The following is a 26,103-nucleotide window of genomic DNA, read 5'->3' as shown; positions in this document are numbered from 1 at the left end:
GGGGATGGCGAGATTACTGCGTCAGGTCGTACAGCGTGACGTTGTCGACGGTGGTCGCGGTGAAGTTCTCGGTCACCCATGCCGAGATTTCGGCCGAGGAACCCGACTCCCTGCCGCCCATACCGCCGCCTCCGATGAAGTAGTGGATTCGGCCGTCGGCCACGTACTGCTGGAACTCGGCGAGGGTCGGCGACGGGTCGGTTCCGTTGAAGCCGCCCACGGGCATGACGGGATCCTCGGTGGCCAGTTGATAACCCGCCGCGGTGTTGGCACCGATGGCCGCCGCCACCCAGGTGTACGAACCGGCGTCCTGTTCGAGCATTGCGGTGACCTCGGCGGTCGGGGTGCTGCCCTCGAGCAGTCCACCCATACCGCCACCCATGCCGCCCATCTCGGCACCGCCCGGCAGCTGGCCGGCCTGACTCGGGAGTCCCGCCGGTGGCTGCATTCCGGCCGGCATCTGTGCACCGGGAGGCAGCTGCATTCCACCCTGCCCGCGCCGGCCCTCACCCATGCCGCCGAATCCGCGCATACCGGTGTTCGGCCCGGCGGACACGATCGATCCGGTGTGCGGGGTGCCGATCGTGTCCACCGCGTACGCCGTCGGCCCGGCCAGTCCGGCAAACATCACCGCGAGAATCGCGACCGCGGCGAGCCTGCCGCGAGTGAGCGCCGGAATCAGCAGAGCCACCACCGCCACCACACCGACGACCAGGATCGCCCACTTCAGCCACGGCACGAAGCTCGCGCTACGGCCGAGCAGCACCCACGCCAGTGCGACGGTCGACGCCGCCGCGAGCGCCATCGCGATCCGGACCCACAACCGCTGTCGTTCGCGCCAGACCATCACACTGCCGATACCCACGAGCGCAGCGACGGCAGGCGAGAGTGCGACCGTGTAATACGAGTGGAAGATGCCGGCCATGAAACTGAACGTCAGACCGGTGACGAGCAGCCATGCGCCCCACACGATCAGCGACGCGCGTTGCGCATCGGTGCGAGGGGCTTTGCCTCGCAACACCAGTCCCGTCACCAGCAACACCAATGCGGCAGGTACGAGCCAGGCGATCTGGCCGCCCTGGGAGGCGTCGAACATGCGGAGGATGCCGGTCTCGCCCCACATCGACCCGCCGCCGCCACCGACACCGCCCGGGGTGACGCTGCCGGTCTCGTTGCCACTGAGTCGGCCCAACCCGTTGTAGCCGAGAGTCAGTTCCAGAATCGAATTGTTCTGCGAGCCACCGACCCACGGCCGCGAGGATGCCGGCCAGAATTCGACGATCAGCAACCACCAACCGGCCGAGACGATCATGGCTCCGAGTGCGGCGAACAGTTGCAGCACTCGGGTGCCGAGTTTGGGCGGCCCGGCGATCAGGTACGTCAACGCCAGCGGCGGTACGACGAGCATCACCTGAAGCTGCTTGGTGAGAAAGCCGAATCCGACGAACATACCGGTGATCAACAGTAACTTGGTCTTTCCCGATTCGACGCCTCGCAGCATGGCCCAGACGGCGGCGATCATCAGCAGCACCAGCAACGCGTCGGGATTGTTGAACCGAAACATCAGTGCGGCAACGGGAGTCAGCGCCAGCACCAGTCCCGCGAGCAGCCCGGCGGCCGCACCGAATCGGCGCACGACGACGGCTCGCAGCAGCGCAACGGAGGCGACTCCGAGGAGCGCCTGAGGCACCAGCATCGCCCAGGTGTTCAGCCCGAACACCCGCACCGACAACGACATCAGCCACAGTGACATCGGCGGCTTGTCGACGGTGATGGAGTTGGCCGCGTCGGAGGACCCGAAGAAGAACGCCTTCCACGACACCGAACCTGCTTGTATCGCTGCGGAATAGAAGGAGTTGGCCCAACCCGAGGCACCGAGTCCCCAGATGTATGCCACGCCCGTGCCGATCAGCAGAGCGGTCAACCCCAGGAGTTCCCACCGCCGGGAGGTCGCCGGCTCGGTCGGCGCGGCCGCGGACGGCCGTTCGATCGTCGTGGTCATCGGTTCTCCCCCGAAGGATCGGACACCGAAAGATCGGACACCGAAAGATCGGACTCCGGACTACGGAAGACCCACCGCAGTGCGACGAATCGGCACACGGTGGCAACGAGATTGGCGACGACGAGAACGGCGAGTTCGACGTGCCGCGACACGTCCGGGGACCAGGCGTGCAGTACCGCGAGCGAGCCGCTGGTCATCAGCAGCGCGACACCGAAGATCGCCAGACCCTGCAGCTGGTGCTTACCCGCGCTCGCGGGCCCTCGGACGCCGAAAGTGAAGGCACGGTTGGCCGCTGTGTTCAGTACCGCGGTGATGAGCAGTCCGGCGAAGTTCGCGGCCTGTGCCCCGATCATGGGATGCAGCACCAGATACAGCAGTGCGTAGGCCACGGTGCTCGCGACACCGATGATGCCGAATCGCACCAGCTGGCCGATCATTCCGTGCGGTACACCGGCCACGAGCGGCTCCCGTCCCAGGCTTCGACGCAGTTCGGCGACGGGGAGCATTCCGGTCGCAAGAGCCCGACCGACGCGCCAGCATCCCTGCAGATCCTTGACGGCGGTATCGAGGAGGTGGACGCTGCTGTCGGGGTCGTCGACCCAATCGACCGGCACCTCGTGAATCCGTAGGCCGACCTTCTCGGCGATGACCAGCAGTTCGGTGTCGAAGAACCATCCGGTGTCTTCGACGAGTGGAAGCAACTGGCGAGCAACATCGGTGCGCATCGCCTTGAACCCGCACTGAGCGTCGGAGAAGCGGGCGCGCAGCGAGGTGCGCAGGATGAGATTGTAACTGCGCGAGATCAATTCACGTTTCACTCCGCGAACGACCCGGGACGACCGGTTCAGCCGAGAGCCGATGGCGAGGTCCGAGTGACCCGACAGCAGTGGGGCGACGAGCGGCATGAGGGCGTTGAGGTCGGTGGACAGATCGACATCCATGTAGGCAACGACGTCGGCGTCGGACGCGAGCCACACCGCTTTGAGCGCCCGCCCGCGTCCCTTCTCATCGAGGTGATGAACCCGAACTCCGTCGATCTCGTCGGCTAGCCGATGCGCCACCGCGAGGGTGCAGTCCGTACTTGCGTTGTCGGCGATGGTGATCCGCGACCGAAACGGGATCCTTTCCTGGAGATGCTCGTGCAGTCGACGAATGCACTGCTCGAGATCCGCCTCTTCGTTGTACACCGGGATGACCACCTCGAGCGTGGCCGTTGCGTTCGAGCCGGGCCGGTGGCCTGCTGCTCGGGCGAGGTAGTTCGTTGTCATGAGGCAACACTCGTGTGTGCAGCTGGACCCACGCTGCGACGAACCTGGCAATCACCTGGGAGGACAGGAGCGCAGCCTGCGGAGTGACCAAGAGGCACAGCTCATAAGGCATTCTGTCCCCATGGCTTCTATTTTCAGCAAGATCATCGCAGGTGAGATTCCCGGACGGTTCGTCTGGCAAGACGACGACGTCGTGGCGTTTCTGACGATTGCCCCCGTCACTCAGGGACACACGTTGGTGGTTCCGCGTGCGGAGATCGATCAGTGGCAGGACGTCGACGGTGCCGTGTTCGCCAAGATCACTGCCGTCGCGCAGATCATCGGTCAGGCTGTCAGGACGGCGTTCGACGCGCCCAGGGCCGGGCTGTTGATCGCCGGTCTCGAGGTGCCGCACCTGCATCTGCACGTGTTTCCGGCGTACGACATGGGCAATTTCGATATCTCCGGTGCGGATCCGAACCCGTCCGCGGAGTCACAGGACGAGGCTGCCGACAAGCTTCGAGCAGCGCTACGCCACCTCGGGCACGAGGCTCACGTCCCTAACTGATGCGCCTCGCTCAGCGCAGAGGTGCCAGTAGCCGTCGGCGCGTTCGAAGCTGCGTCGATACCGCGTCGGATCGGTTGTCCGGGTCGTAACCCGGTCCGATGTCGGTATCGATGTCGCGTGGGCCGGGCGCGACGCCACACTCGGGGCACAGTCCGAGCGGTCCCAGATCTGTCCCGCAGGTCGCATGCAGAAACCGGCGACGTGTGCCCGTGGGCTTCGGGTTCTGTTTCTCGCCCCAGTAGCTCAGAGCGTAGACGGCCGGCCACAGTCCTTCGAGGGCGTGCGTCGGGACGTAGTCGTCGTGGCCGCCGCCGTGGGCTCGGGCTTGCCGGTCGAGCAATCCGGCATCGACCAGGGTGCCGAGCCGTTGAGCCAGGACTGCCTTGGAAATGTCGAGGTGGACCTGGAAGTCGCCGAAGCGTCGGACCCCGAAGAAGCTGTCGCGCACGATGAGCATGGTCCAGCGCTCGCCGACGAGTTCGAGCGCGCGGGCCAAGGGGCAGTCCTGGCGGGCGTAGTCGGTTCCGAGTGCCATGCGCCGATCGTACAGTCTGTTGACCGAACCAAGTTGGCCGTTTACAGTTCGATCACCAGACCAGAGAGACGACGATGACCGACACTGCACCCACGCCCGCCGGCACCACGAACGGCACCCGCGCACTGGCCGTCGCCGCATCGGGCACCTTGTTGACGCTGATGGCGTTCACCGCTCCGCTCGCCACGATCAACAGCACCGCGCTGGACCTGATGTCGGACGCGGCGGGACGGACCTGGATTCTGAGCTCGATGAGCATCGGCCTCGCCGCCGCGTTGCTCACCACCGGCACCGTCGCAGACGACTTCGGCCGTCGCCGCACCTTCGTACTCGGAGCAGTCGTTCTGGCCGTCGGCGCAATCGTTTGTGCCGTCTCTCCCAACACCCTCATCTTCGTGCTGGCCCGCATCCTGCAAGGCCTCGGCGGTGCCGCGGTCGTCGCATCGAGCCTCGGCATCATCGCGCACACGCACCCGGCCGGGCCGGTGCGCGCCAAGGCCAGCGGAGTCTGGGGTGCCAGCGTGGGGGCCGGTATCGCGCTCGGCCCGCTGCTCGCCGCGCTTCTCGACCGGTGGGCCAGCTGGCGTGAGGCGTACGTGGTCCTCGCGATCGCCACTCTCGTGCTCGCCGTCGTCGCGCAGCTGCGCGTCGAAGAATCCATGTCCGACGCCCCGCGCGGCCTCGATCCGGTCGGCGCGGTGCTGTTGGCCACGGGCATCGGCGCACTACTGGCCGCGCTGGTCGAGGGTCGGCAGGGGTGGACCGCCGTGACTCCCATCGTGTTGTTCGTTCTCGCCGCGCTACTGCTGCTGGCCTTCGTCGCGCTCGAATTGCGCAGTGCGAGCCCGATGCTCGATCTCATGTTGTTTCGGCATCCACCGTTTCTCGCCGCCACGGTCGCCGCCCTGGCCACGGGCGGCGGGATCATCGCACTGATGTCGTACATGGCCGGGTTCGTGGGCACCGCGCTCGGCATCGATGCCCTCGGGGCAGCGATTCTGCTGTTCGCGTGGTCTGCGACCTCGGTCGTCACCGCCCTGCTGGCTCGGCGCATCCCGGCCGCCATCAGCGGCCGGACCCAGCTCGCCGCCGGACTGATCGGTGTGGCACTCGGCATGGTGATGCTGACGGGCCTCGCCGCGGACGCCGGTTGGCCTCGGCTGCTGCCGGGACTGCTCGTGGCGGGCGTCGCCAGTGGCGTCCTCAACGCCGCGCTGGGACGCGAGGCCGTGGCCAGCGTCCCGGTCGGACGCGGCGGAATGGGCAGCGGGGCCAACAACACCGCGCGCTACGTCGGATCCGCTGTCGGCGTCACCGTCGTCGCTGTGGTCGCCGTGCCGGCCGGCGATCATGCCGCGGCCGCTCTGGTCACGAACTGGAACACCGCGGCTCTGCTCACCGCGGCCATTTCGCTCGTCGGAGCTGCGGTCGTGGCGATGTCACGCACCCGGCGGTAGCGAGTACTCCTGCTCGGGACGCCCGGTCGATCCGTACCGCAGCTGCATCCGCAGCCGACCCTTGGACACCAGGGTGGCCAGATACCGCTGGGCCGTCGCTCGCGAAATGCCGATGGCCGCAGCAACTTCTCCGGCCGACATCGGCTCCGCCGTTCCGCGCACCGCGTCGAGCACCAGGTCTCGGGTGACCGACTGCGAGGCCGGTAACGGAGCCGCAGCGCGCGGGCGGAGGGCGTCGAGCCCACCGTCGATGTCCGCCTGAGTCAGTTCGTCCGTGCGGTCGAGCGCGCCGCGGTATGCGAGATACCCGGTGAGGCGATCGACCAGCGCCGAGCGCGGAAACGGCTTGATCAGGTATGTCCATGCGCCCGCGGTCATCGCCGAGCGCACCGTGTGCTGATCCGCAGCTGCGGAGAGCACCACCGCGTCACACGGCAGCTCTCGCACCAGATCGATACCGGACCCGTCCGGCAGATACACGTCCACGAGAGCCAGGTCGAAGGACTGGGTGGCCAGCATTTCTCGCGCCTGGGCGATACTCGTCGCCACTGCGGCCACCTCGTACTGGTCGAGTGAATTCACCAGTGCCGCATGCAGATCCGCGACCCGGAAGTCGTCGTCGACGACGAGAACTCTCATTGCGTCACCTCTTCGATCAGTAGGGCATCGGGAATCGAGGCGATGAACACTGCGCCCCCGCGGTCGTTGTCGGCCGTGATCTGCCCGCCGGCATCGGCCAACGTCACTTCGCCGCCTCGGGTTCGCGCGATCTGTCGGCTCAGTGCCAATCCCACACCTCGGCCACCCGGCGTATCCGCCGTCGACTTGGTCGAGACTCCCTCGACGAACACCTGCTCGGGCGCCAACGCAACGCCGTCACCCGAATCGACGACGACGATATGCAGGGTCGAATCCTCCTGCACCAGCTCGACTTCCACTTCGGCAGGTCGACGTGCACCGAGCCGTGCTGCGTCGATGGCGTTGTCGATCAGGTTGCCCAGCACGGTGGTGACGTCCACCGGTCCGACCAGTTCGCCACCGACCCAGGTGTTCTCCCCCAACACCAGTCGCACGCCACTCTCGCGCGCGTGTGCCGCCTTGGCCGTGAGAAAGGAACGTAGGTAGGCGTCGGAGACCGCATCGATGCCCTCGACCGCCTCCGATCTCGGTCCGACACCGAGAATCTCGTCGATGTACTCCGACGCCCGATCGGGGTGGCCCTCGTGCAGCAGCCCACTGACCAGATGCATCCGGTTGGCGAACTCGTGTCGCTGGGCGCGCAGCACCGCGGACATCGACTGCACCGCGTCGAGTTGACGCGTCAGTGCCTCCACGTCCGTTCGATCTCGCACGGTGAGTACCGTCCCCAGATCTCGATTGTCACGCAGCACCTTTCGCGCCGCCGCGATGACGACGACCTCGTCGACGGCCGCGAGTACCGGCTCGCCCGTAGGGATCTCGATGACCTCGAGCAATCTGGGTGTCAGACCGATGTCCTCCACGCGCATTCCCGGCTTCCCCTCGATCGAGAGCAAGGTGCGCGCCTCGTCGTTGACGACGGTGACGATGCCGTCCGGATCGATGGCCACCACGCCTTCGCCGATGCCGTGCAGCACCGCCTCCTGCTCGCGCACGAGCTCGGCGAGTTCCTCGGGTTCGAGGCCCAGGGTCAGCCGCTTCCACCTGCGCGCCAGCAGGATCGAGCCCAGCACACCCAACAGCAGCACTGCGCCGGTGACCAGTGCGCCGTTGATCAGATCCTTCACCAGCTCGGTTCGCACTGCCGTCGTGGAGATTCCGACGCTCACTTCGCCGATCACGACGTCTGCCGAGCCCGGAGCCAGGATGGGCACTTTGGCACGGACGGAGTCGCCCAGCGTGCCGCGTTGGGATTCGACGACCTCGTTGCCCGCCAATGCGCCGGACGGATCGGTACTCACCCGTTGCCCCAGGACGGTCGGATCCGGATGTGCCAGGCGCAGTCCCCGGTCGTCGGTGATGACGACGAACAGTGCATCGGTGCGCTCCCGGGTGCTTTCGCCCGTCCGTTGCAGCGCACCGCCTGCCAGCACTCCCGCCGGCGCAGCATCGGTTCCGGCGGTGTCCGCGGCCGAGAACTGCCCCACGAGCGAACGCACCTCGGGGTCGGTGGCCACGGTCCGCGCAACCGCGAGTGCCCGCTCGCCGTACTCCTCGTTGGCCTGTTCGCCACTGCTGATCGCGAATACTCCGAACGCCACTGCGAGCGCCACCGCAACCAACGCGGCCTGCAGCAGCAGCACTTGAGTCCTCAATCGCACCAGCCAAGGCTAGAGCGAGAGCTGCTCGAGCACAATGCGCAAAAGGCGCTTTACGTTGCTTGCGCGGGTAGTGCGCACAACGGCGAACATGTGATGCCGGTTACGTAACTTCAGTCACAACACGTAGTCCAACCGGACCCACCTCACACATTTCGAGAAGGAGTGCACGATGTTGGTGATACTCGGCTTCCTCATGGTAGCCGCCTTCATGTTCTTGATCTTGACCAAGAGAGCCACGCCCGTCGTCGCACTCACCCTCGTCCCCGTCATCTTCGGTCTGCTGGCCGGCGCGGGACTCGGCATCGGTGACATGATCACCGACGGCATCAAGTCCCTCGCCCCCACCGCGGCCCTGCTGTTCTTCGCCATCATCTTCTTCGGAATCATGATCGACGTAGGCCTGTTCGACCCACTGGTGCGCGGCATCCTTCGTGTCGTACGCAACGACCCGATGAAACTTGTTGTCGGAACGGCCATTCTGGCCATGGTCGTCTCGCTCGACGGCGACGGCTCGACCACCTTCATCATCGTCACGTCCGCACTGCTGCCGCTCTACCTGAAACTCGGTGTCAGCCCGGTCATTCTGACGGTCGTCGCCGGACTCGCCAACGGCACGATGAACATCATTCCGTGGGGCGGCCCGACGGTTCGCGCTGCATCCGCTCTGGGAATCTCCCCGTCCGACGTGTTCGTTCCGATGGTTCCGTCGATGATCGTCGGCCTGATCATCGTGCTGCTCTTCGCCGTTCACCTCGGCATCATGGAGCGTCGACGCATCGGCAAGCTGATCTACGAACCCGAGCTGGTTGCCTCCGGCGGTGGCGGAAGCATCCGCAAGGGCGGCAAGGGAACCGGCGGAGCAGGAACCGGCGGATCGGACGGCTCCGGCGAATCGGGTCAGTTCTTCGACGGTCTCGACCCCAATCGCGACACGCTGCGCCCGAAGTTGCTCTGGTTCAACGCTGCTCTGACGGTCGTTCTACTCGTCATCCTGGTCATGGACATTCTTCCCATTCCGGTGCTGTTCATGATCGCTGCCTCGATCGCGCTGACGGTCAACTTCCCGAAGGTCAAGGAGCAGGGCGACGCGATAGCTCGGCACTCGTCCTCCATCGTCTCCGTCGTCGCCATGGTGCTCGCCGCAGCAATCCTGACGGGCGTCTTCCAGGGCACCGGCATGGTCGAAGCCATGGCCGAGTGGCTGCTCAACGTCATCCCGTCGGGAATGGGCCCGTACCTGGCCGTCATCACCGGCATCCTGAGCATCCCGCTGACGTTCTTCATGACCAACGACGCCTTCTACTTCGGCATCCTGCCGGTGCTCACCGAGACCGCGAGCAAGTACGGCATCGACCCGGTCGAGATGGCCCGTGCCTCGATCACCGGTCAGCCCGTCCACCTGCAGAGCCCGCTGGTTCCGGCCATCCTGCTCCTGGTGACCCTGGCCGGAGTCTCGCTGGCCGATCACCACAAGAAGGTGTTGTGGCGAGCGGTGGTCGTCTCCCTCGCAATGCTGGCGGTCGGCATCGTCCTCGGTCAGATTCCGTTCGGCTGATCCCTCACCCCCACCTTCCTGAAAGAGACACCGTCATGACTGTTGGCGTACTGCACAACAATTCACCCGAGGGCCGCGCAGCGCTCGCGGCCGCCGTTCGAGAAGCTCGGATCAGAGAGACCGATCTGGTCGTCCTGCACGCACTGTCGGGATCGGCCGAGCCGTCCGCCGAGGCAGGAGAAACCGCTGCGGTCTCCACCTCAGTAGAGACCGCCTTGGCCGACATCGACAACGCCGAGGCCGTGGCCTGGACCGTGGCGGTGGGTCGCCCCGATCCCGACGCCGTGAACACTCTGCTGACTCTGGTGGAGGAGCAGAAGTCCGAGATCCTCGTCGTCGGCTCCCGGCACCGCTCGGCAGTCGGCAAGTTCCTGATGGGACAGACGATTCAGCGCCTGCTGCTCGAAATTCCGGTTCCGGTTCTACTGGTCAAGTCCGGAGCGTGAATGTTGCCGACAAGGTGACGACCGTAGTGCGGCACAGCCTCCGATGGATCGGCCTCGCGGCCGTATCCGTCGGGGGCTGGGCCCTTTTCGCGAGTCTGGGCCTCACCGCGCCGTCGCTGTTCGCCGCACTCGTCGTCGCCGTGGTGTTCGCATTGACCGGGTTGGGTCCGGCCGCGGTCCCCCGTCCCGCGTCCATGGCAGCGCAGGGCACGCTGGCGGTGACGATCGGACTCATGCTCGACACCGACACCCTCGCTGCGCTGGGAGAGAACTGGCTTCCCGCGGTCACCGTCGGGTTGGCAACCCTGATCGTCAGTGCCGGCTGCGGCGCTCTGCTGGCACTGCACCGCGACGTCGATCCGGTGACCGGAGCATTGTCTCTGATTGCCGGTGGCGCAACAGGTCTGGTGTCGGTCGCCCGCGAGCTCGGCGGCGACGAGCGCATCGTCGCCGTGGTCCAGTATCTCCGCGTGGCGTTGGTGGTCGTCACGATGCCGTTGATCGTCACCTTCGCTTTTCACACCGACACCGGTGGCACGTCCGGTACCGATGAGGCGTCGACGACACCGTGGTACATCGGCACGGCCTTTCTGATCGGTGCCGTCGTCGTCGGAATCCTGCTCGCGAAGACGATCCGACTCCCCGCCCCCGCCACGCTCGGACCGCTGATCGTCGCCGGAGCCTGCGAGCTACTCGGCTGGCCCGTCGACATCTCCGTCCCGGAAGTACTGCTGCCGCTGGCGTTCATCGTCATCGGATGGCAAGCGGGACTTGCCTTCACCGTCGCCAGCCTGCGGGCCATCGGACGCATCTTCCCGTGGGCCGCGCTGCTCGTACTCACGATCGGTCTGATCTGCGCACTCCTGGGCTGGGCGCTGTCCGCCGTCACCGGAGTCAGTATGTTGACCGGTTATCTCGCGACGACGCCCGGCGGACTGGCCGCAGTGCTCGCCGTGTCCGCGACGACGGGATCGGACGTCACGTTCGTCGCCTGCGTTCAGGTGATCCGGCTGGTGTCGATGCTCGTGGCCGCGCCCCTCGCTGCTGCCGCGTACACCAAGATCGCCGAACGCAAGAAGGATCGGTCCATGGCCGGGTGAGCGGATCAGTCTGCAGCCCTGGGTAGTTCGACCCGGAACGTGGCACCCGCGCCGGGAGTACTTCGCACGTCCACGGTCCCGTTATGGGCGGCGACCAGGGCTGCGACTATGGACAGGCCGAGCCCACTGCCCCCGCTCTCACGGGTCCGGGACGAGTCGGTGCGATAGAACCGCTCGAAGACGTGAGCTGCCTCCTCCTCGCCCAGCCCGGGGCCGGTGTCCTGCACCTCGAGCACCACCGACTCCTCGGTGGTGCCCACGCACACCGTGATCGACGCGGACTCGGGCGTGTGCCGCACTGCGTTCCCCACGAGGTTGGCCAACACCTGACGCAGCCGGGCATCGTCGCCGGCGACCTCCGGAATACCCGGTCCTGCCGATACCTTCAACGAGATGTCGCGTGCGGGCGAGACGGCTTTCGCATCGTGCACGGCATCGGCGGCGATGGTGAGCACGTCGACCTGACGTACCTCGAGGGGACGCTGGGCATCGAGTCGCGCGAGCATGAGCAGATCCTCGACGAGCAGTCCCATGCGCGCCGATTCGCCCTCGATCCGCGTCATCAACAATGCGATGTCGCTCATCGCCCCCTGCCGGTACAGCTCGGCGAATCCCCGGATGGTCGTCAGCGGAGTCCGCAGTTCGTGGCTGGCGTCGGCGACGAACCGGCGCATCCGATCCTCGGACGCCCGCGCCGCTTCTTCCGAGGCGGCGGTCGCTGCGAACGCCCGCTGTATCTGCGAGAGCATTCCGTTCAATGCCGCCGACAGTCGACCGACTTCCGTTCTCTCGCTGCGGTGGGGCACCCGCCGGTGCAGATCGCCTGCGGCAATCGCAGCTGCCGTCGTCTCCACCTCACGCAACGGCCGCAGACTGCGCCGCACCACGAAGTACGCCACCACACCCAACACCACCAATACCGCTGCTCCGATGTACAACTGGAGCACCATCAGTCGGCTGACGGTCTGCTGATTGGGACCCAGCGGAATTCCCACAGTGGTGGATCCGTCACTGTTGGTCACCGTCAACACGCGCCACTGTTTCCCTGGGTCGCTCTCGGAGCCGACCGTCGTCGGGCGATCGGCGGTGACACCGGATAGATCCGGAACACTTTCTGCCACATCGTTGATGGGTCCCCGTACGGTGCCGTCGTTCGCCACGGACCGGACGTAGAAATTCGACGGCGGGCGACCAGGATTGGGCTCGCCTATAGGTGGAAGTGGGCGGGAGTCCGGTTGCGCCCACCCCCGAGATGCCTCGACCAACTGCTGATCGAGGCGACGCATCAACGACGTCTCCAACGAGGACGTCACCGCGACACCCGATGCCAGCAGTCCGAGCCCGACCAACAGCAGCAGGGCCGCAACCAGAGTGAAGCGCAGCGGGATGTCCCCCAGCCGTGAGCGGAGGCCGGTCACCGCGGCTGCCGCATGACGTAGCCGACGCCCCGCAACGTGTGGATCAATCGGGTATCGCCCGTGTCGACCTTACGACGCAGATACGACACGTACGACTCCACCACTCCCACCTCACCGCCGAAGTCGTAGTGCCACACGTGATCCAGAATGCGCGGCTTGCTCAGCACCGTTCCGGCATTGACCATGAAGTACCGCAGCAGCGTGAACTCGGTCGGCGAGAGCGAGACCGGCTCGCCTGCCTTCCACACCTCGTGGGTGTCGTCGTCGAGTTCGATGTCCGCGAACGCGACTCGGGACGATTCGGTCTCCTCGGTCCGACCGGACCGGCGCAGAATCACCCGGAGCCGAGCCACCACTTCCTCGAGGCTGAACGGCTTGGTGACGTAGTCGTCCGCGCCGAGCGTCAGACCGGTCACCTTGTCTTCCACGGAATCTCGCGCTGTCAGGAACAGCGCCGGAGCATCCACTCCGTCTGCACGCAGCCTGCGCAGCAGACCGAAGCCGTCCATGCCCGGCATCATGACGTCGAGGATCAGTGCCTCGGGCCGAAAGGTACGCGACTTGTCCAGGGCCTCGGGGCCGGAGGACGCCGTCGCGACCTCGAATCCCTGGAACTTGAGACTGACCGCCAACAGCTCGACGATGGTCGGTTCGTCGTCGACGATCAGTACACGCGCTTCGGGGGTTTCGCTCACGGTGTCCATCATCGCGCGCGTTGCTGCTCGTCCGCTGGACTCTCGCTGTGAGGTTGCTGTGAGCCCCGACAGAGAGGGGCCCCAAGAGAGGGCATGATGGAGCGCGATGCTCCCTGCGAACACCGATCGCCGCCCGAGGCGCAGGCCGACGGTCACTTCCATGCACGTATTCGCAACTCTGCTCGTGTTGGGCATCGCGACAGGTCCGTACCTCGCCGAGTGGGTCGCCGCCTCCCCTGCCCTGCGAACCGGAGCCACCGTCTTCACCGGGATCTTCGTGCAGGCGACGCCGTTCCTGGTGCTGGGTGTGCTCGTCAGCGGCGGCATCGCCGCGTTCGTCTCCCCGGCCGTGCTTCGACGTGTGGTCCCGAAGAACGAGCCCGCGGCCGTCGGTGTGAGCGGACTCGCCGGGATGGCATTGCCCGGGTGCGAGTGCGGTGCTGTTCCCGTCTCCCGGCGGTTGATGGACCAGGGAATGCCGACGTCGGCGGCTCTGGCATTTCTGCTGTCGGCACCGGCGATCAACCCCGTCGTTCTCGTGTCGACTGCGGTGGCCTTTCCTGGTGAGCCGGCAATGGTTCTCGCCCGGTTCCTCGCCTCGCTCGCCACCGCCGTAGTGATGGGCTGGCTGTGGACGCGATTCGGTAAGGCCGAGTGGATCACCGCGCGGCTGGCGGATCGGGGTCACGATCACGACGGCTCGAAGTGGGAGACGTTCCGCGAGTCGGCTCGTGCAGACCTGCTGCAGGCCGGGGCGTTTCTGGTGTTCGGTGCCGCGGCGGCCGCGGCCCTGCACCTGGTGATTCCCGATCGGGTGTACGAGCACCTGGCCGGTCAGCTGCTGCTGGCCATCGTGGTGATGGCCGTACTGGCGGTTCTGTTGGCGCTGTGTTCGGAGGCCGACGCGTTCGTCGCGGCCAGTATGTCGATGCTGCCGCTGCTCCCGCGCCTGGTCTTCCTGGTGGTCGGCCCGGCCGTCGATCTGAAGTTGATGGCGATGCAGGCAGGCAGCTTCGGGCGCGGTTTCGTCGTCCGCTTCGCACCACTGACCTTCGTCGTGGCGATCGTGTGCGCCTCGGTCGTCGGCGGATTCCTGATCGGCGCGCGATGAAACGCGAGGTGCAGAACGTCCTGCTGTTCCTCTTCGGCGGAGCGATCGTGAAGATCTCGCTCGACGGCAGCTTCGTCCGGTACGTCAAACCGTCACTGCATCCGTATCTGCTGATCGCGGGCGTGCTGATCGTCGTCCTCGCGGCAGCCTCGATCGTCGCCGACATCCGGCGCGGTGGGCCGACGGACGGTCACGATCACGACGCGCGCCCATACTGGCTGTTGCTCGTGCCGATTGCGGTGATCCTCCTCGTCGCCCCACCCGCGCTCGGTGTCTCGGCGGTCGGCGACCGATCCGTGGACGCCGTCTCGACCCACGAGAAGACACCCTTCCCGCCGTTACCCGACGGGGAGGCACCGGACGTCCCGTTGCTCGACGTCGTGCAGCGGGCCGTCCGAGATTCGGAGGACAGCCTCGACGGCCGGGAGATCAGTGTCACCGGATTCGCCGTGGCGACCGCGAACGGTGGGTCGCCGCGCGTCGACGGCACAACCGACGGCCTCGACCTCGCCCGTGTCCTGATCATCTGCTGCGCGGCCGACGCACGATCCATCCGAATTCATCTGGACTCCAATTCGACTGTCCTCGAGGATGTTCCGGACGGATCCTGGCTGCAGCTCACCGGCACCGTCGACGCATCGACCGCGACCGAAGCCACCGCCTTCACCCCCACGATGACGGTCTCGACGGCCCGGCGCATCGACCCGCCGACGAACACGTACGCGTACTGACACCGGAAAATTCGCGTCCCCGCCGAAGAAAAATTGGTACCGTCGTACAGGTCACTTCCGACAATCGGACGAGGCGCGCCGTACCCGAACAGCGACAAGACGGTGCCGAGAGGTGATTTCTCATGGCATGGCTGATTCTCGTCGTTTCCGGCGTTCTCGAAGCGATCTGGGCGACTGCGCTCGGAAAGTCCGAGGGCTTCTCCAAGCTCGGACCATCGGTAGTTTTCGGTGTCGCGGTGGTGCTCAGCATGATCGGTCTCGCGGTCGCGATGCGGTCGTTGCCCACCGGAACCGCGTATGCGGTGTGGGTGGGAATCGGTGCCACCTTGACCGTGGCGTACGCGATGATCACCGGTGCCGAAGCAGCGTCGTTCCTCAAAGTCGTACTTCTGGTCGGCATCGTCGGCTGCGTTGTGGGCCTGAAGGTTCTTCACTGATTTTCCCGGCTACAAGCAGTTACAGTAAAACGATGAACTGGGTGTCAGCGATCACACTGCCCGCACGGGCCGGCTTGGCCATCGCCGAGCAGGCGATCGGCGTCGCAGAGGTCGCATTGGCGACCACCAGGATGGCGTTGGCCACCGGCGCGTCCGGCACGGCCGGAGTGGCGTCGCTCGCCAATCCGCGCGGCGGCACGATGCAGCTGCTCACCCAGCTCGGCCAGCTCACCTCCGACGATCGCGCGCTGGGCAACGCCCTGAAGGAGGGCGGGCCACTCGACCGCCTGCTCGCCCAGGGCGGCGTCGTCGATCGACTCACGTCCGAGGACGGCACGCTCGAGCGCCTGCTGTCTCCGGGTGGGCCGGTCGAACGCATTCTCGCTCCCGGCGGACCCTTGGACCGACTGCTCGCCGAGGACGGACCGCTCGAACGGTTGCTCGCCGAGGGCGGTCTACTGGACAGGATCACCGCCACCAACGGCCCCCTCGAGCGCCTGACGGCGAAGGACGGTCCGCTCGAGGTGTTGACGCGTCAGGACGGTCTGATCGAACGGGCCATCGCGGAGAACGGCATCCTCGAGACGATGCTGGCCGAGGACGGTGCCGTCGAGCGTCTGACGGCCAAGGGCGGGCCGCTGGACCAGTTGGTCAAACTTTCCGAGACGCTGACGTCCGTGGCTCCGAACATCGAGCGTATGAGTATCTCGATCGACATCCTGCAGGATTCCGTGGAGATCCTCTCGGCGGCGGTGCATCCACTCGGCGAGCTGGTCGGCCGGCTGCCGAGCCGCTGGCTCAAGAGCGGTAAGCAGTCGGTGCACGAGCTGCACTGACGGGCCGCAACTTCGGCGCTTCGCCGAGAGTCGTAGGCGACAAATGTTAGCGCTCACACTGCTCACGTGGGGTGCAAAAAGAAAACTTTGACAATGCCGATGTTATCGCTCACACTTTCGTTTTGATGTGATGCGAACCACACGGGACCACCCGACGGCCTCCGCTTCACGGTCTACCTCACAACACAGGGAGAAACGATGAAGTTTCGAAAGCTATCCGTGGCTACGGCCGCGGTGGCCCTCACCCTCACGCTCGGTGCGTGCGGATCGAGTACCAAGACCGCAGACGAGGCTCCGGCCGAGGGCGGCAGCACCGCAGGTGCGTTGATCGGCGTCACCATGCCGACGAAGTCCTCCGCCCGTTGGATCGCCGACGGCGACAACCTCAAGAGCGCGTTGGAGGGCCAGGGATACAAGGTCGACCTGCAGTACGCGGAGAACGACATTCCCACCCAGGTCAACCAGATCGAGAACCAGATCACCCAGGGCGCGAAGCTGCTGATCGTGGCCTCGGTGGACGGCACCGCCATCACCACCCAGCTGCAGGAAGCCAAGGACAACGGCATCGGTGTCATCGCCTACGACCGGCTCATCCGCAACTCCCCGGACGTCGACTACTACGCGACGTTCGACAACTACAAGGTCGGCGTCGACCAGGCCACCTCACTGTTGGTCGGCCTCGGGCTGAAGAACGAGGACGGCACCGACAAGGCCGACGCGCCCGCCGGCCCGCTCAACATCGAGGTTTTCGCCGGTTCGCCCGACGACAACAACGCCACCTTCTTCTTCGACGGTGCCATGGAGACCCTGAAGCCGTACCTGGACAAGGGAACTCTGAAGATCGGTAGTGGCGAGTCCGACTTCGGAACCGCTGCCACCCTGCGCTGGGATCCGGCGACGGCACAGAAGCGCATGGAAGACCTGCTGACCAAGACGTACTCCTCGGGCCAGAAGGTTCAGGGCGTGCTCTCCCCGTACGACGGTCTGTCGATCGGAATTCTGTCCGCGCTCAAGAGCAACGGCTACGGAACCGCCGGTCAGCCCTACCCGGTCGTCACCGGACAGGACGCCGAGGTGCCGTCGGTCAAGTCGATCATCGCCGGTGAGCAGTACTCCACGATCTACAAGGACACGCGCCAGCTGGCCGAGGTCACGATCCAGATGGCTCAGGCCATGCTCAACGGTCAAACTCCCGAGACCAACAACACCACCGATTACGACAACGGCGAGAAGGTCGTTCCGGCGTACCTGCTGCAGCCCGAGATCGTCTACAAGGACAACTACGAGAAGCTGCTCGTCGAGGGTGGCTACTACACCGAGGATCAGTTGAAGTGAGTTCGGCGATGACGAGCCCGATTCTGGAGATGCGCGGCATCACCAAAACATTTCCCGGCGTCAAGGCGCTACAGGATGTCACTCTCTCGGTGAATCGCGGCGAGATCCACGCGATCTGCGGCGAGAACGGAGCAGGCAAGTCGACGCTCATGAAGGTGTTGTCGGGTGTGTACGCTCACGACACATTCGACGGCGACATCGTGTTCGACGGTCGAGAGCGCTCGTTCTCCGACATCCGGAGTAGCGAGGCCGAGGGCATCGTCATCATCCATCAGGAACTCGCACTGAGTCCGCATCTCTCCATTGCCGAGAACATCTTTCTCGGCAACGAGCGGTCCAAGCGCGGGTTCATCGACTGGAACCGAACGAATTCCGAGGCCGCAGCCCTACTGAACCGGGTAGGGCTGCGGGAGAATCCCGTCAACGTCGTGAGCGATCTCGGCGTCGGCAAGCAGCAACTCGTCGAGATCGCCAAGGCACTGTCCAAGGACGTGACCCTGCTGATTCTCGACGAACCCACTGCGGCACTCAACGATTCCGACTCCGCACATCTGCTGGATCTGTTGCGCGGTCTACGGGACGAGGGCATCACGTGCGTGATCATCTCGCACAAGCTCAACGAGATCGCGGCCATTGCCGACCGGACCACGATCATTCGGGACGGCAAGACCATCAAGACGCTGGACATGCGAGACCCGGACGTCACCGAGGATCGCATCATCTCACTGATGGTCGGCCGCGATCTCGAGCACCGGTTTCCGCCCCACGAATCGACTGTGGGAGAGGAAGTTCTGCGCATCGAGGACTGGACCGTGCACAGTCCGACCCAGCAGGGCCGAACCGTCGTCGACAAGGCGAACCTCACGCTGCGGCGCGGTGAGATCGTCGGCCTCGCCGGGTTGATGGGTGCCGGCCGTACCGAGTTGGCCATGAGCGTCTTCGGCCGAAGCTACGGGATCGACATCTCGGGACGGCTCTACAAGTACGGCAAGGAAATTCACGTCAAATCCGTCAACGATGCCATCCATCACGGCATCGCGTACGCCACCGAGGACCGGAAACGGTACGGGCTGAACCTGATCGACGACATCAAGCGCAACATTTCCACCGCGGCGCTGGACAAGTTGGTGACGGGAGGCTTCGTCGACGCCAACCAGGAATACAAGGTCGCCGAGGGCTTCCGCAAGAGCATGAACATCAAGGCACCGAACGTCTCCGCCGTGGTCGGCAAACTCTCCGGCGGCAATCAGCAGAAAGTCGTGCTGAGCAAATGGATCTTCAGCGATCCCGACGTGCTCATCCTCGACGAACCGACGCGAGGAATCGACGTCGGCGCGAAATTCGAAATCTATTCGATCATCAACCAACTCGCCGACGCCGGAAAGGCAGTGCTGGTGATCTCGTCCGAACTTCCGGAACTTCTCGGTCTGTGCGACCGGATCTACGCGCTGTCCGCCGGCCGGATCACCGGTGAGGTCGACCGCGAGGACGCAACCCAGGAATCTCTCATGCATCTCATGACCCGTGGAACAGGAGTACTTCGATGAACCAGCTGTCGACCGTTCGGGGGCTGCTCACGCGAAACCTCCGACAGAGCGGAATCTTCATCGCGTTCGCGCTGATCATCGTGCTCTTCACCGTGCTGACCGGAGGTCAGCTGTTGGTGCCGCAGAACATCAGCAACATGGTGGTGCAGAACTCGTACATTCTCATTCTGGCCATCGGCATGGTCGTCATCATCATCGCCGGCCATATCGACCTGTCCGTCGGATCGGTGGTGGCGGCCACCGGAGCCATCGCCGGTGTCCTCATGGTCCAACAGAACGTACCGTGGCCACTGGCGGTGCTGATCACGTTGATCGTCGGCGGCCTGATCGGTGCCTGGCAGGGTTATTGGGTCGCGTACTTCGGCATTCCCGCGTTCATCGTCACCCTCGCAGGAATGCTCGTCTTCCGCGCAGTGACTCTCATCGTCCTCGGCAACCAGGGCATCGGGCCGTTCCCCGGACCGGTACGCACACTGTCCAACGGCTTCCTACCCGGCTTCATGGGCAATGTGGGACTCGGGCCGTTGGGTGGGGCGGATATCTTCACGTTGCTCGTCGCGATTCTCGCGGTCGCCGGAATCGTGTTCAGCCAGTGGCGTTCTCGAACGGGCCGGCAGAAGTACGGCCAGACCGTGGACGCGATGCCGCTGTTCCTGATCAAGATGGCGTTCGCCGCCGCTCTCGTGCTTGCGATCGCCGTCCAGTTGGCTCGCTTCAAGAACCTGCCGTACGTGCTGATCCTGCTCGCCGTGTTGGTCATGGGTTACTCGACGTTGGCCGGCAAGACCGTATTCGGTCGGCACGTGTACGCCATCGGCGGCAACATTCACGCCGCGTCCCTGTCCGGTATCAAGGTCAAGCCGGTCACGTTCTGGATCTTCGTCAACATGGGTGTCCTCTCGGCTCTGGCCGGAATCATCTTCGCCGGACGCCTCAACCAGGCCGGTCCTACTGCGGGCAACGGCTTCGAGCTCGACGCCATCGCGGCGGCGTTCATCGGTGGCGCAGCCGTACAGGGCGGCGTCGGCCGCATCGTCGGCGCGCTGACCGGCGGACTCATCATCGCCGTGATCAACAGCGGCATGTCGCTGATCGGATCACCCAGCGAGAGAGTGCAATTGGTCAAGGGTCTGGTGCTGCTCGCCGCCGTGGCGTTCGACATCTGGACCAAGCGTCGTGCGGCGAGCGGTAAGGGCGGCAAGGGAGACAAAGCCGCGTCTCCCACCAGTTACCTGGGCGTACCGGTACCCGCCGAGATGTTCTCCCCCGGCGAGCCCGGAAAGCCCGCACCGCCGACCTCTGCATCGATGACGAAAACGACGTGATCCGGGCGGTGACGCGCCGATCCGGTCCGGGCATGCTGAGATGGTGTTCGACCACCGAAGGAGGATGCGTGCGATGACGCCGACCCGCGGACCGGCCATGACCGACGTCGCTCGGCTCGCGGGTGTGTCCCACCAGACCGTCTCTCGGGTCATCAACGGCCATCCCAACGTCACCGAGGCGACCAGAACGAAGGTCGAGCAGGCGATCGCGGAGCTCGGCTACCGGCCGAACACCGCAGCTCGCGCTCTGGTCACCGGCCGCAGCAGCACCATCGGGATCGTCGGCACCGGCAACGCTCTGTACGGGCCGGTGTCGACGCTCTACAGCGTCGAACAGGCCGCGCGGCAGGCCGGATACTCCGTCGTCGTCGGCGTCCCCACTTCGTTCGACGAGGTGGCGATCAGCACCTGCGTGCGCAGGTTGCAGAAACAGGGCGTCGACGGCGTCGTCGTCATCGCGCCGTTGAGCACCGACGGCGGCGACATCGCCGAGTTGGCTGCCGAACTGCCACTGGTGGCCGTCGAAGGATCGCCGGAAGGCGATCTGGCGGTCGTCTCGGTCGATCAGGTCGCCGGCGCGCAGTCCGCCACCACACATCTGCTCTCACTCGGTCACCGCGCCGTCTGGCACGTCGCAGGCCCCTCGGGTTGGTACGAGGCGGCCGACCGCGTCATCGGGTGGCGCTCGGCCCACGAGCAGGCCGGTGTCGAACCGCCACTCGTTCTCGCCGGCGACTGGACCGCGAAGTCCGGCTTCGAGGCCGGATGTCGATTGGCCGAGAACCCGGACGTCACAGCGGTGTTCGCCGGAAACGATGCGATGGCCCTCGGTGTGCTGCGCGCCCTCGAAGTGCACGGCCGGAAAGTTCCGACGGACGTCAGTGTGGTCGGGTTCGACGACGTTCCCGACGCGGAGTTCTTCTCCCCTCCCCTGACGACGATCCGTCAGGAATTCAGCGAGGTCGGCATCCGCAGCGTCGAAATACTGTTGGCCCAGATCGATTCCGGCAACCGCAGTACCCGACGTTCGCGTATCGAGCCGAGCCTGGTGATCCGGTCCAGCACTGCCGAGGCCCGCGACGCTCACATCCGCAGCTGAATCTCCACCAACAACCGCGCGTCCGGATCCGACAGATCCAACTCCAGAATCTGCTCGACGCGTCGGATGCGGTAACGCACCGTGTTCGGGTGGATGTGCAGCCTCTCCGCTGCGGCACGGACGTCACCGAAGCACGCCAGATACGTCTCGAGACTCTCCCGCATCGCGCCGTCGTGGGTGGCGTCGTACCGATCCAGCGCTGCGATGCGCGGGTCCCGTAACTGCTCGTGGTTGGAGATGATGTCGACGATCTCGCCCAGCAGCACAGACGTTCTCGACTCTGCGAGCGTGGTGACCCGAACGTCGCCGGTGGTCGCGTCCAATACTCGGTCGACCTCGAACCGGGCTGCGGCCACCCCGTCGAGATCGGCGATCGGCGCGGCCACCGCAGCGCGCAAGCACAGTCCGGTTCGAGTCTCGATGCGCGACACGGCATCTGCGGTCCACACCGGAATCGCCGTCCCCGACGCAGCTCCGGAGAACAGTACGTAGATTCTCTCGCCGATGACGGTCACCAGCGAGTCTCGCCTGAATGCGCTGGCGTGCAACCGGATCGACGGAGCCAGACCGGTGATGTCGAATTCACCACAGGCGGCGAATCCGACGACCGCGGCCGTCCCCGTGGTCGGAATCGACAGCGCCGCGGCCAGCGACGGAATGTCCACGCCGCCACCCCGCGCGCCGAGCAGTCGCTGAATCTGCAGCGCCTCGTTGGTCGGGGCGTTCGCGATACGGGTGATCAGCCGGGCTGCGACCGCCGACGCTCCGCGCAACACCGCATCGGCGTCCACCGACAGCGGACGAGCTCCTTCCTGTACCCAGATCGTTCCCAGTGTTGTTGCTGCGCCGCTGATTCGACGTATTCCGACGGCAAGGCGTCGACGGATACCGAGTTCGGCATCGGCCGGCACGTCGATAACGTCGTCGGTACGGCGGAGTCGGTCGAACACCCCGCGCTCGTGCAGACGGCGAAGGTAGTCGGCCGGTCCTTCTCGCCCCAGGATCGACAGGGTCCGCAACTCGTCGGCCGAGTCGTCCGATGCCGAGTACGCCAATACGTGCGAGCGCTCGTCCTCGATGCTCACCATGCCCTTGGTCAAGGACGCAACCGTCTGCGCCAATTCGTACAGATCGGTGTCCGCTCCGAACAGCCCGTCCTCCGAGGCCGGTGCGCGTGACTGGTCCAGGACCCCGCGCATCGTCGACAGCAGCAGTTCCCAGCGGGTCTGGTGGTGTACCGCGACCAAGGCGATTCCGGTCTCTCGGGCGGCGTGGGCCAACGCGGTCGAGTCCGCCACCTTGGTCAGCACCGCAAGGGGCCTGTCGACCACCGGACGCAACGCCAGATCGTCGAACCACCGCAGCGCATCGGTCTCGGTGACGCCGACCAGCAGGGTCAGATCGGCAGCCGTTCCCGGTGGTCGACGAAGGTCGTCGCCGTCGAGCAGGGCCACGGACTCGACGGCGATCTCGGTTCCCGCCGGCGCGACCACGAGCTCGACCACGGCGCTGTGCAGCGACGTCAGCAGAGACCGCAGCGTCACAGTATTGGCCATGCGGACAAGTACACCACGAATTCTTTGGCCGATGAGCTGATTGAACGGGACGTCGAGGCGACTTCAATGAGCAGCACACACCCGAGTGCGAGGAGTCACCATGGACGCGGTCACATCAGTTCCCACCCCGGTCAACGAGCCGGTCAACACCTATGCCCCCGGAAGCGCCGAGCGCGCCAGGCTGCGCATCCGCTTGGACGAATTGCGTGCGAACCCCGTCCGCATCCATCAGGTGATCGGCGGTGTCCACCGCGACGCCGCCGGCACCGATACCGATGTGGTCGAACCCCACAAGCACGCGTCGGTCATCGGTAGCTTCGCCGAGGCAACGCACCGGGACGTGCAGGACGCGATCTCGGCGGCGACCGCAGCTGCACCGGCCTGGCGCGATCTTCCGTTCGACGAGCGAGCTGCAGTGTTCCTGCGCGCGGCCGATCTGCTGTCGGGTCCGTGGCGCGAAAGGATCGCTGCCGCAACGATGCTCGGGCAGTCCAAGTCGGCCTACCAGGCCGAGATCGACGCACCGTGCGAGCTGATCGACTTCTGGCGGTTCAATGTCGCGTTCGCACGACAGATCCTCGCCGATCAGCCGGTGTCGGCCCCGGGCGTGTGGAATCGCGTCGAGTACCGCCCGCTCGAGGGTTTCGTCTACGCGATCACACCGTTCAACTTCACCGCCATCGCCGGCAACCTGCCCACAGCGCCTGCACTGATGGGCAACACGGTGCTGTGGAAGCCGTCTCCCACCCAGGCAGTTGCCGCGTACCTGACGCTGCAGCTCCTCGAGGCGGCAGGTCTGCCGCCGGGAGTGATCAACCTCGTCCTCGGCGACGGTCCGATGGTCTCCGAAGTAGCCCTGGCCGATCCACGCCTGGCGGGCATCCACTTCACCGGATCCACTGCGACCTTCCAGACGCTGTGGCGCGAGGTCGGCAACAACATCTCGAACTACCACTCCTACCCGCGGCTCGTCGGCGAGACCGGCGGCAAGGATTTCGTCGTCGCGCATAGCTCGGCCGATCCGGACGTGTTGACCACGGCCATGATTCGCGGTGCCTTCGACTTCCAGGGGCAGAAGTGCTCGGCCGCTTCGCGGGCATTCGTGCCGAAGTCGCTGTGGGCTCGCATGGGTGAGACGTTCATCGAGCAGGTGTCGGCCCTGAAGTACGGCGACGTCACCGACCTGTCGAACTACGGCGGTGCCGTCATCGACCGAAAGGCGTTCGACCGCAACGCAGCAGCGCTCGACCGCGCGAAATCCGTGACCGGCCTGACCATCGCCGCCGGTGGAACGTGCGACGACACGGAAGGGTACTTCGTTTCTCCCACGGTCCTTCTCGGCGACGATCCCACCGACGAAGCCTTCACCACCGAGTACTTCGGCCCCATTCTGGCCGTGCACGTCTACGACGACAACCGGCCCGACGCCTATGCCGACGTACTGCGCACCGTCGACACCGGATCGAAGTACGCACTGACCGGTGCCGTCATCGCCACCGATCGCACGGCCGTCGAGCAGGCCCATTCGGCACTGCGATTCGCCGCCGGAAACTTCTACGTCAACGACAAGCCCACCGGCGCGGTCGTCGGTCAGCAACCGTTCGGCGGAGCGCGTGCGTCGGGTACCAACGACAAGGCCGGCTCACCGCAGAACCTGTTGCGCTGGGCATCGGCACGCACGGTCAAGGAAACGTTCGTCCCGCCGACCGCACACGGCTACCCCCATCAGGAAGGCGAGGGCACACGATGACCACAGTGCTGAGCAACCCACTGCGGCCGGCTCTGCTGGCGGCCGCACGCTCACCGAAATTGCAGGCCACCGTGACGCGGCTGCGTGCCACCCGATCGCTCGTCGACCGCTTCGTCGCCGGTGAATCGGAGCCCGCCGTGGTCACCGCCGTCGATGCCCTGCTGGCGTCGGGACGATTCGTCTCGGTGGACTATCTGGGCGAGGACACCACCGACCGCGCGCAGGCGACAGCCACCGTTCAGTCGTACCTGTCACTGATACAACGCTTTTCGACGCGTAGTACCGCCGAGACCGCGCTCGAGGTATCGCTCAAACTCTCGGCCCTCGGTCAGGGAATCGACCGGACGCTGGCGCTCGAGAACGCGCGCGAAATCTGTACCGCGGCAACAGCGGCGGGAGTGTGGGTGACCGTCGACGCCGAGGACCACACCACCACCGACTCGACCCTGTCCATCGTGCGCGAACTGCGGCAGGACTTTCCCGATCTCGGCACGGTGCTGCAGGCGTACCTGAAACGAACCGAGGCCGACTGCCGAGAACTGTCCGGACCGAGATCTCGCATCCGACTGTGCAAGGGCGCGTACAACGAGCCCGCGTCGGTGGCGTTCCAGAGTGCACGGGACGTTTCGGACTCCTACCTACGGTGCCTGGAAGTGCTGATGAACGGCAGCGGCTACCCCATGGTCGCCTCCCACGATCCCGAGATGATCGAGGCGGCGGAGCGGCTCGCCGCGAACGCCGGACGGTCCGCAGCCGACTTCGAGTTCCAGATGTTGTTCGGAATCCGCGACCAGGAACAACGACGACTGGTCGACGCCGGCCAGCACGTGCGTGTCTACGTGCCCTACGGAGAGCAGTGGTACGGCTACTTCATGCGCAGACTCGCAGAGCGGCCGGCCAACCTTATGTTCTTCGCGCGGTCGCTGCTCTCTCGCAACTGACTTCACTCGGATCGACGAACGTGTGTTCGAAAGTGTGTCGGTGGGTCGCGGTAGATTCTGTTCATGCTTTCGGGGGACGGCGGATCAGGGGTGGACGGCATCGACACGGTGC

23 protein-coding genes and 1 riboswitch are annotated in these 26,103 nt (G+C 65.6%); of the genes, 15 read left to right on the top strand and 8 right to left on the bottom strand.

Translation table 11 applies throughout. The annotated features are described in order from the left end of the window. Positions 1-13 precede the first annotated feature (13 nt). Together ASH04_RS12670 and ASH04_RS12665 are read right to left on the bottom strand one after the other, a co-directional pair. Positions 14-2,002: an ArnT family glycosyltransferase gene (locus tag ASH04_RS12670; protein WP_057473654.1), complete on the bottom strand. Its 1,989-nt coding sequence runs from the start codon at positions 2,000-2,002 to the stop codon at positions 14-16. After that, complete coding sequence (locus ASH04_RS12665) at positions 1,999-3,270, bottom strand: bifunctional glycosyltransferase family 2/GtrA family protein (RefSeq protein WP_057473653.1); 1,272 nt, start codon at positions 3,268-3,270, stop codon at positions 1,999-2,001. Before ASH04_RS12665 ends, ASH04_RS12670 begins: the two co-directional genes overlap by 4 nt. 121 nt (positions 3,271-3,391) lie before the next feature. Between ASH04_RS12665 and ASH04_RS12660 the strand changes: the two genes are divergently transcribed. Beyond that, positions 3,392-3,817, top strand: a complete 426-nt coding sequence (locus tag ASH04_RS12660) for an HIT family protein (RefSeq protein WP_027495798.1) — start codon at positions 3,392-3,394, stop codon at positions 3,815-3,817. A 10-nt stretch (positions 3,818-3,827) separates the two neighbouring features. Here the strand turns inward: ASH04_RS12660 and ASH04_RS12655 are convergent, their stop codons facing one another. Continuing rightward, positions 3,828-4,352, bottom strand: a complete 525-nt coding sequence (locus tag ASH04_RS12655) for a winged helix-turn-helix transcriptional regulator (protein ID WP_032386391.1) — start codon at positions 4,350-4,352, stop codon at positions 3,828-3,830. Positions 4,353-4,426: 74 nt separating this feature from the next. Between ASH04_RS12655 and ASH04_RS12650 the strand changes: the two genes are divergently transcribed. Beyond that, positions 4,427-5,809 carry an MFS transporter gene (locus tag ASH04_RS12650; protein ID WP_057473652.1) on the top strand — a complete coding sequence of 461 codons (1,383 nt, stop codon included), beginning with the start codon at positions 4,427-4,429 and terminating at the stop codon, positions 5,807-5,809. Here ASH04_RS12650 and ASH04_RS12645 read toward each other — a convergent pair. Next, positions 5,792-6,448: a response regulator gene (locus ASH04_RS12645; protein ID WP_057473651.1), complete on the bottom strand. Its 657-nt coding sequence runs from the start codon at positions 6,446-6,448 to the stop codon at positions 5,792-5,794. The genes ASH04_RS12650 and ASH04_RS12645 overlap by 18 nt on opposite strands. Next, positions 6,445-8,109, bottom strand: coding sequence for a sensor histidine kinase (locus ASH04_RS12640; protein WP_057473650.1), 1,665 nt, complete (start codon positions 8,107-8,109; stop codon positions 6,445-6,447). Before ASH04_RS12640 ends, ASH04_RS12645 begins: the two co-directional genes overlap by 4 nt. Positions 8,110-8,278: 169 nt before the next feature. Here ASH04_RS12640 and ASH04_RS12635 point away from each other — a divergent pair, with 169 nt between their 5' ends. From ASH04_RS12635 to ASH04_RS12625, 3 genes are read left to right on the top strand one after another with little or no spacing between them, the layout of a single operon-like run. Next, the gene (locus tag ASH04_RS12635) at positions 8,279-9,664 is read left to right on the top strand and encodes a CitMHS family transporter (RefSeq protein WP_057473649.1); all 1,386 of its coding nucleotides are present in this window, start codon (positions 8,279-8,281) and stop codon (positions 9,662-9,664) included. Between the two features lie 35 nt (positions 9,665-9,699). Beyond that, complete coding sequence (locus tag ASH04_RS12630; RefSeq protein ID WP_027495792.1) at positions 9,700-10,110, top strand: universal stress protein; 411 nt, start codon at positions 9,700-9,702, stop codon at positions 10,108-10,110. Next, on the top strand, positions 10,107-11,210 hold the full coding sequence (locus ASH04_RS12625) for an AbrB family transcriptional regulator (protein WP_053068879.1): 1,104 nt from the start codon (positions 10,107-10,109) through the stop codon (positions 11,208-11,210). The genes ASH04_RS12630 and ASH04_RS12625 overlap by 4 nt, the downstream gene beginning before the upstream one ends. Positions 11,211-11,215: 5 nt before the next feature. Here the strand turns inward: ASH04_RS12625 and ASH04_RS12620 are convergent, their stop codons facing one another. Both ASH04_RS12620 and ASH04_RS12615 read right to left on the bottom strand, forming a co-directional pair. Further along, positions 11,216-12,628 carry a HAMP domain-containing sensor histidine kinase gene (locus ASH04_RS12620; protein WP_057473648.1) on the bottom strand — a complete coding sequence of 471 codons (1,413 nt, stop codon included), beginning with the start codon at positions 12,626-12,628 and terminating at the stop codon, positions 11,216-11,218. Next, positions 12,625-13,332, bottom strand: a complete 708-nt coding sequence (locus ASH04_RS12615; protein WP_027495789.1) for a response regulator transcription factor — start codon at positions 13,330-13,332, stop codon at positions 12,625-12,627. The genes ASH04_RS12620 and ASH04_RS12615 overlap by 4 nt, the downstream gene beginning before the upstream one ends. A 97-nt stretch (positions 13,333-13,429) precedes the next feature. Here ASH04_RS12615 and ASH04_RS12610 point away from each other — a divergent pair, with 97 nt between their 5' ends. From ASH04_RS12610 to ASH04_RS12575, 8 genes are all read left to right on the top strand, one after another. Beyond that, positions 13,430-14,434: a permease gene (locus ASH04_RS12610; protein WP_032391191.1), complete on the top strand. Its 1,005-nt coding sequence runs from the start codon at positions 13,430-13,432 to the stop codon at positions 14,432-14,434. Then, positions 14,431-15,165, top strand: a complete 735-nt coding sequence (locus ASH04_RS12605) for a TIGR03943 family putative permease subunit (protein ID WP_057473647.1) — start codon at positions 14,431-14,433, stop codon at positions 15,163-15,165. The genes ASH04_RS12610 and ASH04_RS12605 overlap by 4 nt, the downstream gene beginning before the upstream one ends. Positions 15,166-15,210: 45 nt before the next feature. Further along, positions 15,211-15,274: riboswitch (guanidine-III (ykkC-III) riboswitch) on the top strand. A 13-nt stretch (positions 15,275-15,287) separates the two neighbouring features. Further along, positions 15,288-15,602: a DMT family transporter gene (locus ASH04_RS12600; RefSeq protein WP_027495786.1), complete on the top strand. Its 315-nt coding sequence runs from the start codon at positions 15,288-15,290 to the stop codon at positions 15,600-15,602. Positions 15,603-15,634: 32 nt separating this feature from the next. Next, positions 15,635-16,438, top strand: a complete 804-nt coding sequence (locus tag ASH04_RS12595) for a hypothetical protein (RefSeq protein ID WP_027495785.1) — start codon at positions 15,635-15,637, stop codon at positions 16,436-16,438. Positions 16,439-16,636: 198 nt separating this feature from the next. Next, entirely contained in the window at positions 16,637-17,773 is a 1,137-nt protein-coding gene (chvE, locus tag ASH04_RS12590) for a multiple monosaccharide ABC transporter substrate-binding protein (RefSeq protein ID WP_032374214.1), read from the top strand. Positions 17,774-17,781: 8 nt separating this feature from the next. Further along, positions 17,782-19,320, top strand: coding sequence for a multiple monosaccharide ABC transporter ATP-binding protein (mmsA, locus tag ASH04_RS12585; protein ID WP_057473943.1), 1,539 nt, complete (start codon positions 17,782-17,784; stop codon positions 19,318-19,320). After that, positions 19,317-20,645 carry a multiple monosaccharide ABC transporter permease gene (mmsB, locus tag ASH04_RS12580; protein ID WP_027495782.1) on the top strand — a complete coding sequence of 443 codons (1,329 nt, stop codon included), beginning with the start codon at positions 19,317-19,319 and terminating at the stop codon, positions 20,643-20,645. The genes mmsA and mmsB overlap by 4 nt, the downstream gene beginning before the upstream one ends. Before the next feature lie 73 nt (positions 20,646-20,718). Next, positions 20,719-21,744: a LacI family DNA-binding transcriptional regulator gene (locus ASH04_RS12575; protein WP_032391210.1), complete on the top strand. Its 1,026-nt coding sequence runs from the start codon at positions 20,719-20,721 to the stop codon at positions 21,742-21,744. Here the strand turns inward: ASH04_RS12575 and ASH04_RS12570 are convergent. Next, complete coding sequence (locus ASH04_RS12570; RefSeq protein WP_037219077.1) at positions 21,729-23,300, bottom strand: PucR family transcriptional regulator; 1,572 nt, start codon at positions 23,298-23,300, stop codon at positions 21,729-21,731. The genes ASH04_RS12575 and ASH04_RS12570 overlap by 16 nt on opposite strands. A 100-nt stretch (positions 23,301-23,400) precedes the next feature. Here ASH04_RS12570 and pruA point away from each other — a divergent pair, with 100 nt between their 5' ends. Together pruA and ASH04_RS12560 are read left to right on the top strand one after the other, a co-directional pair. Beyond that, a complete protein-coding gene (gene pruA / locus ASH04_RS12565; RefSeq protein WP_032371593.1) occupies positions 23,401-25,050 on the top strand; it encodes an L-glutamate gamma-semialdehyde dehydrogenase in 1,650 nt (549 codons plus the stop codon). Further along, entirely contained in the window at positions 25,047-25,991 is a 945-nt protein-coding gene (locus ASH04_RS12560) for a proline dehydrogenase family protein (RefSeq protein ID WP_032367516.1), read from the top strand. Before pruA ends, ASH04_RS12560 begins: the two co-directional genes overlap by 4 nt. The last annotated feature ends 112 nt before the right edge of the window (positions 25,992-26,103 follow it).

The sequence above is a fragment of the Rhodococcus sp. Leaf233 genome (assembly GCF_001426165.1).
GTDB lineage: Bacteria > Actinomycetota > Actinomycetes > Mycobacteriales > Mycobacteriaceae > Rhodococcoides > Rhodococcoides fascians.
Note: the sequence above shows the minus strand (reverse complement) of the source record. Positions and strands in the feature narration are given on the sequence as shown.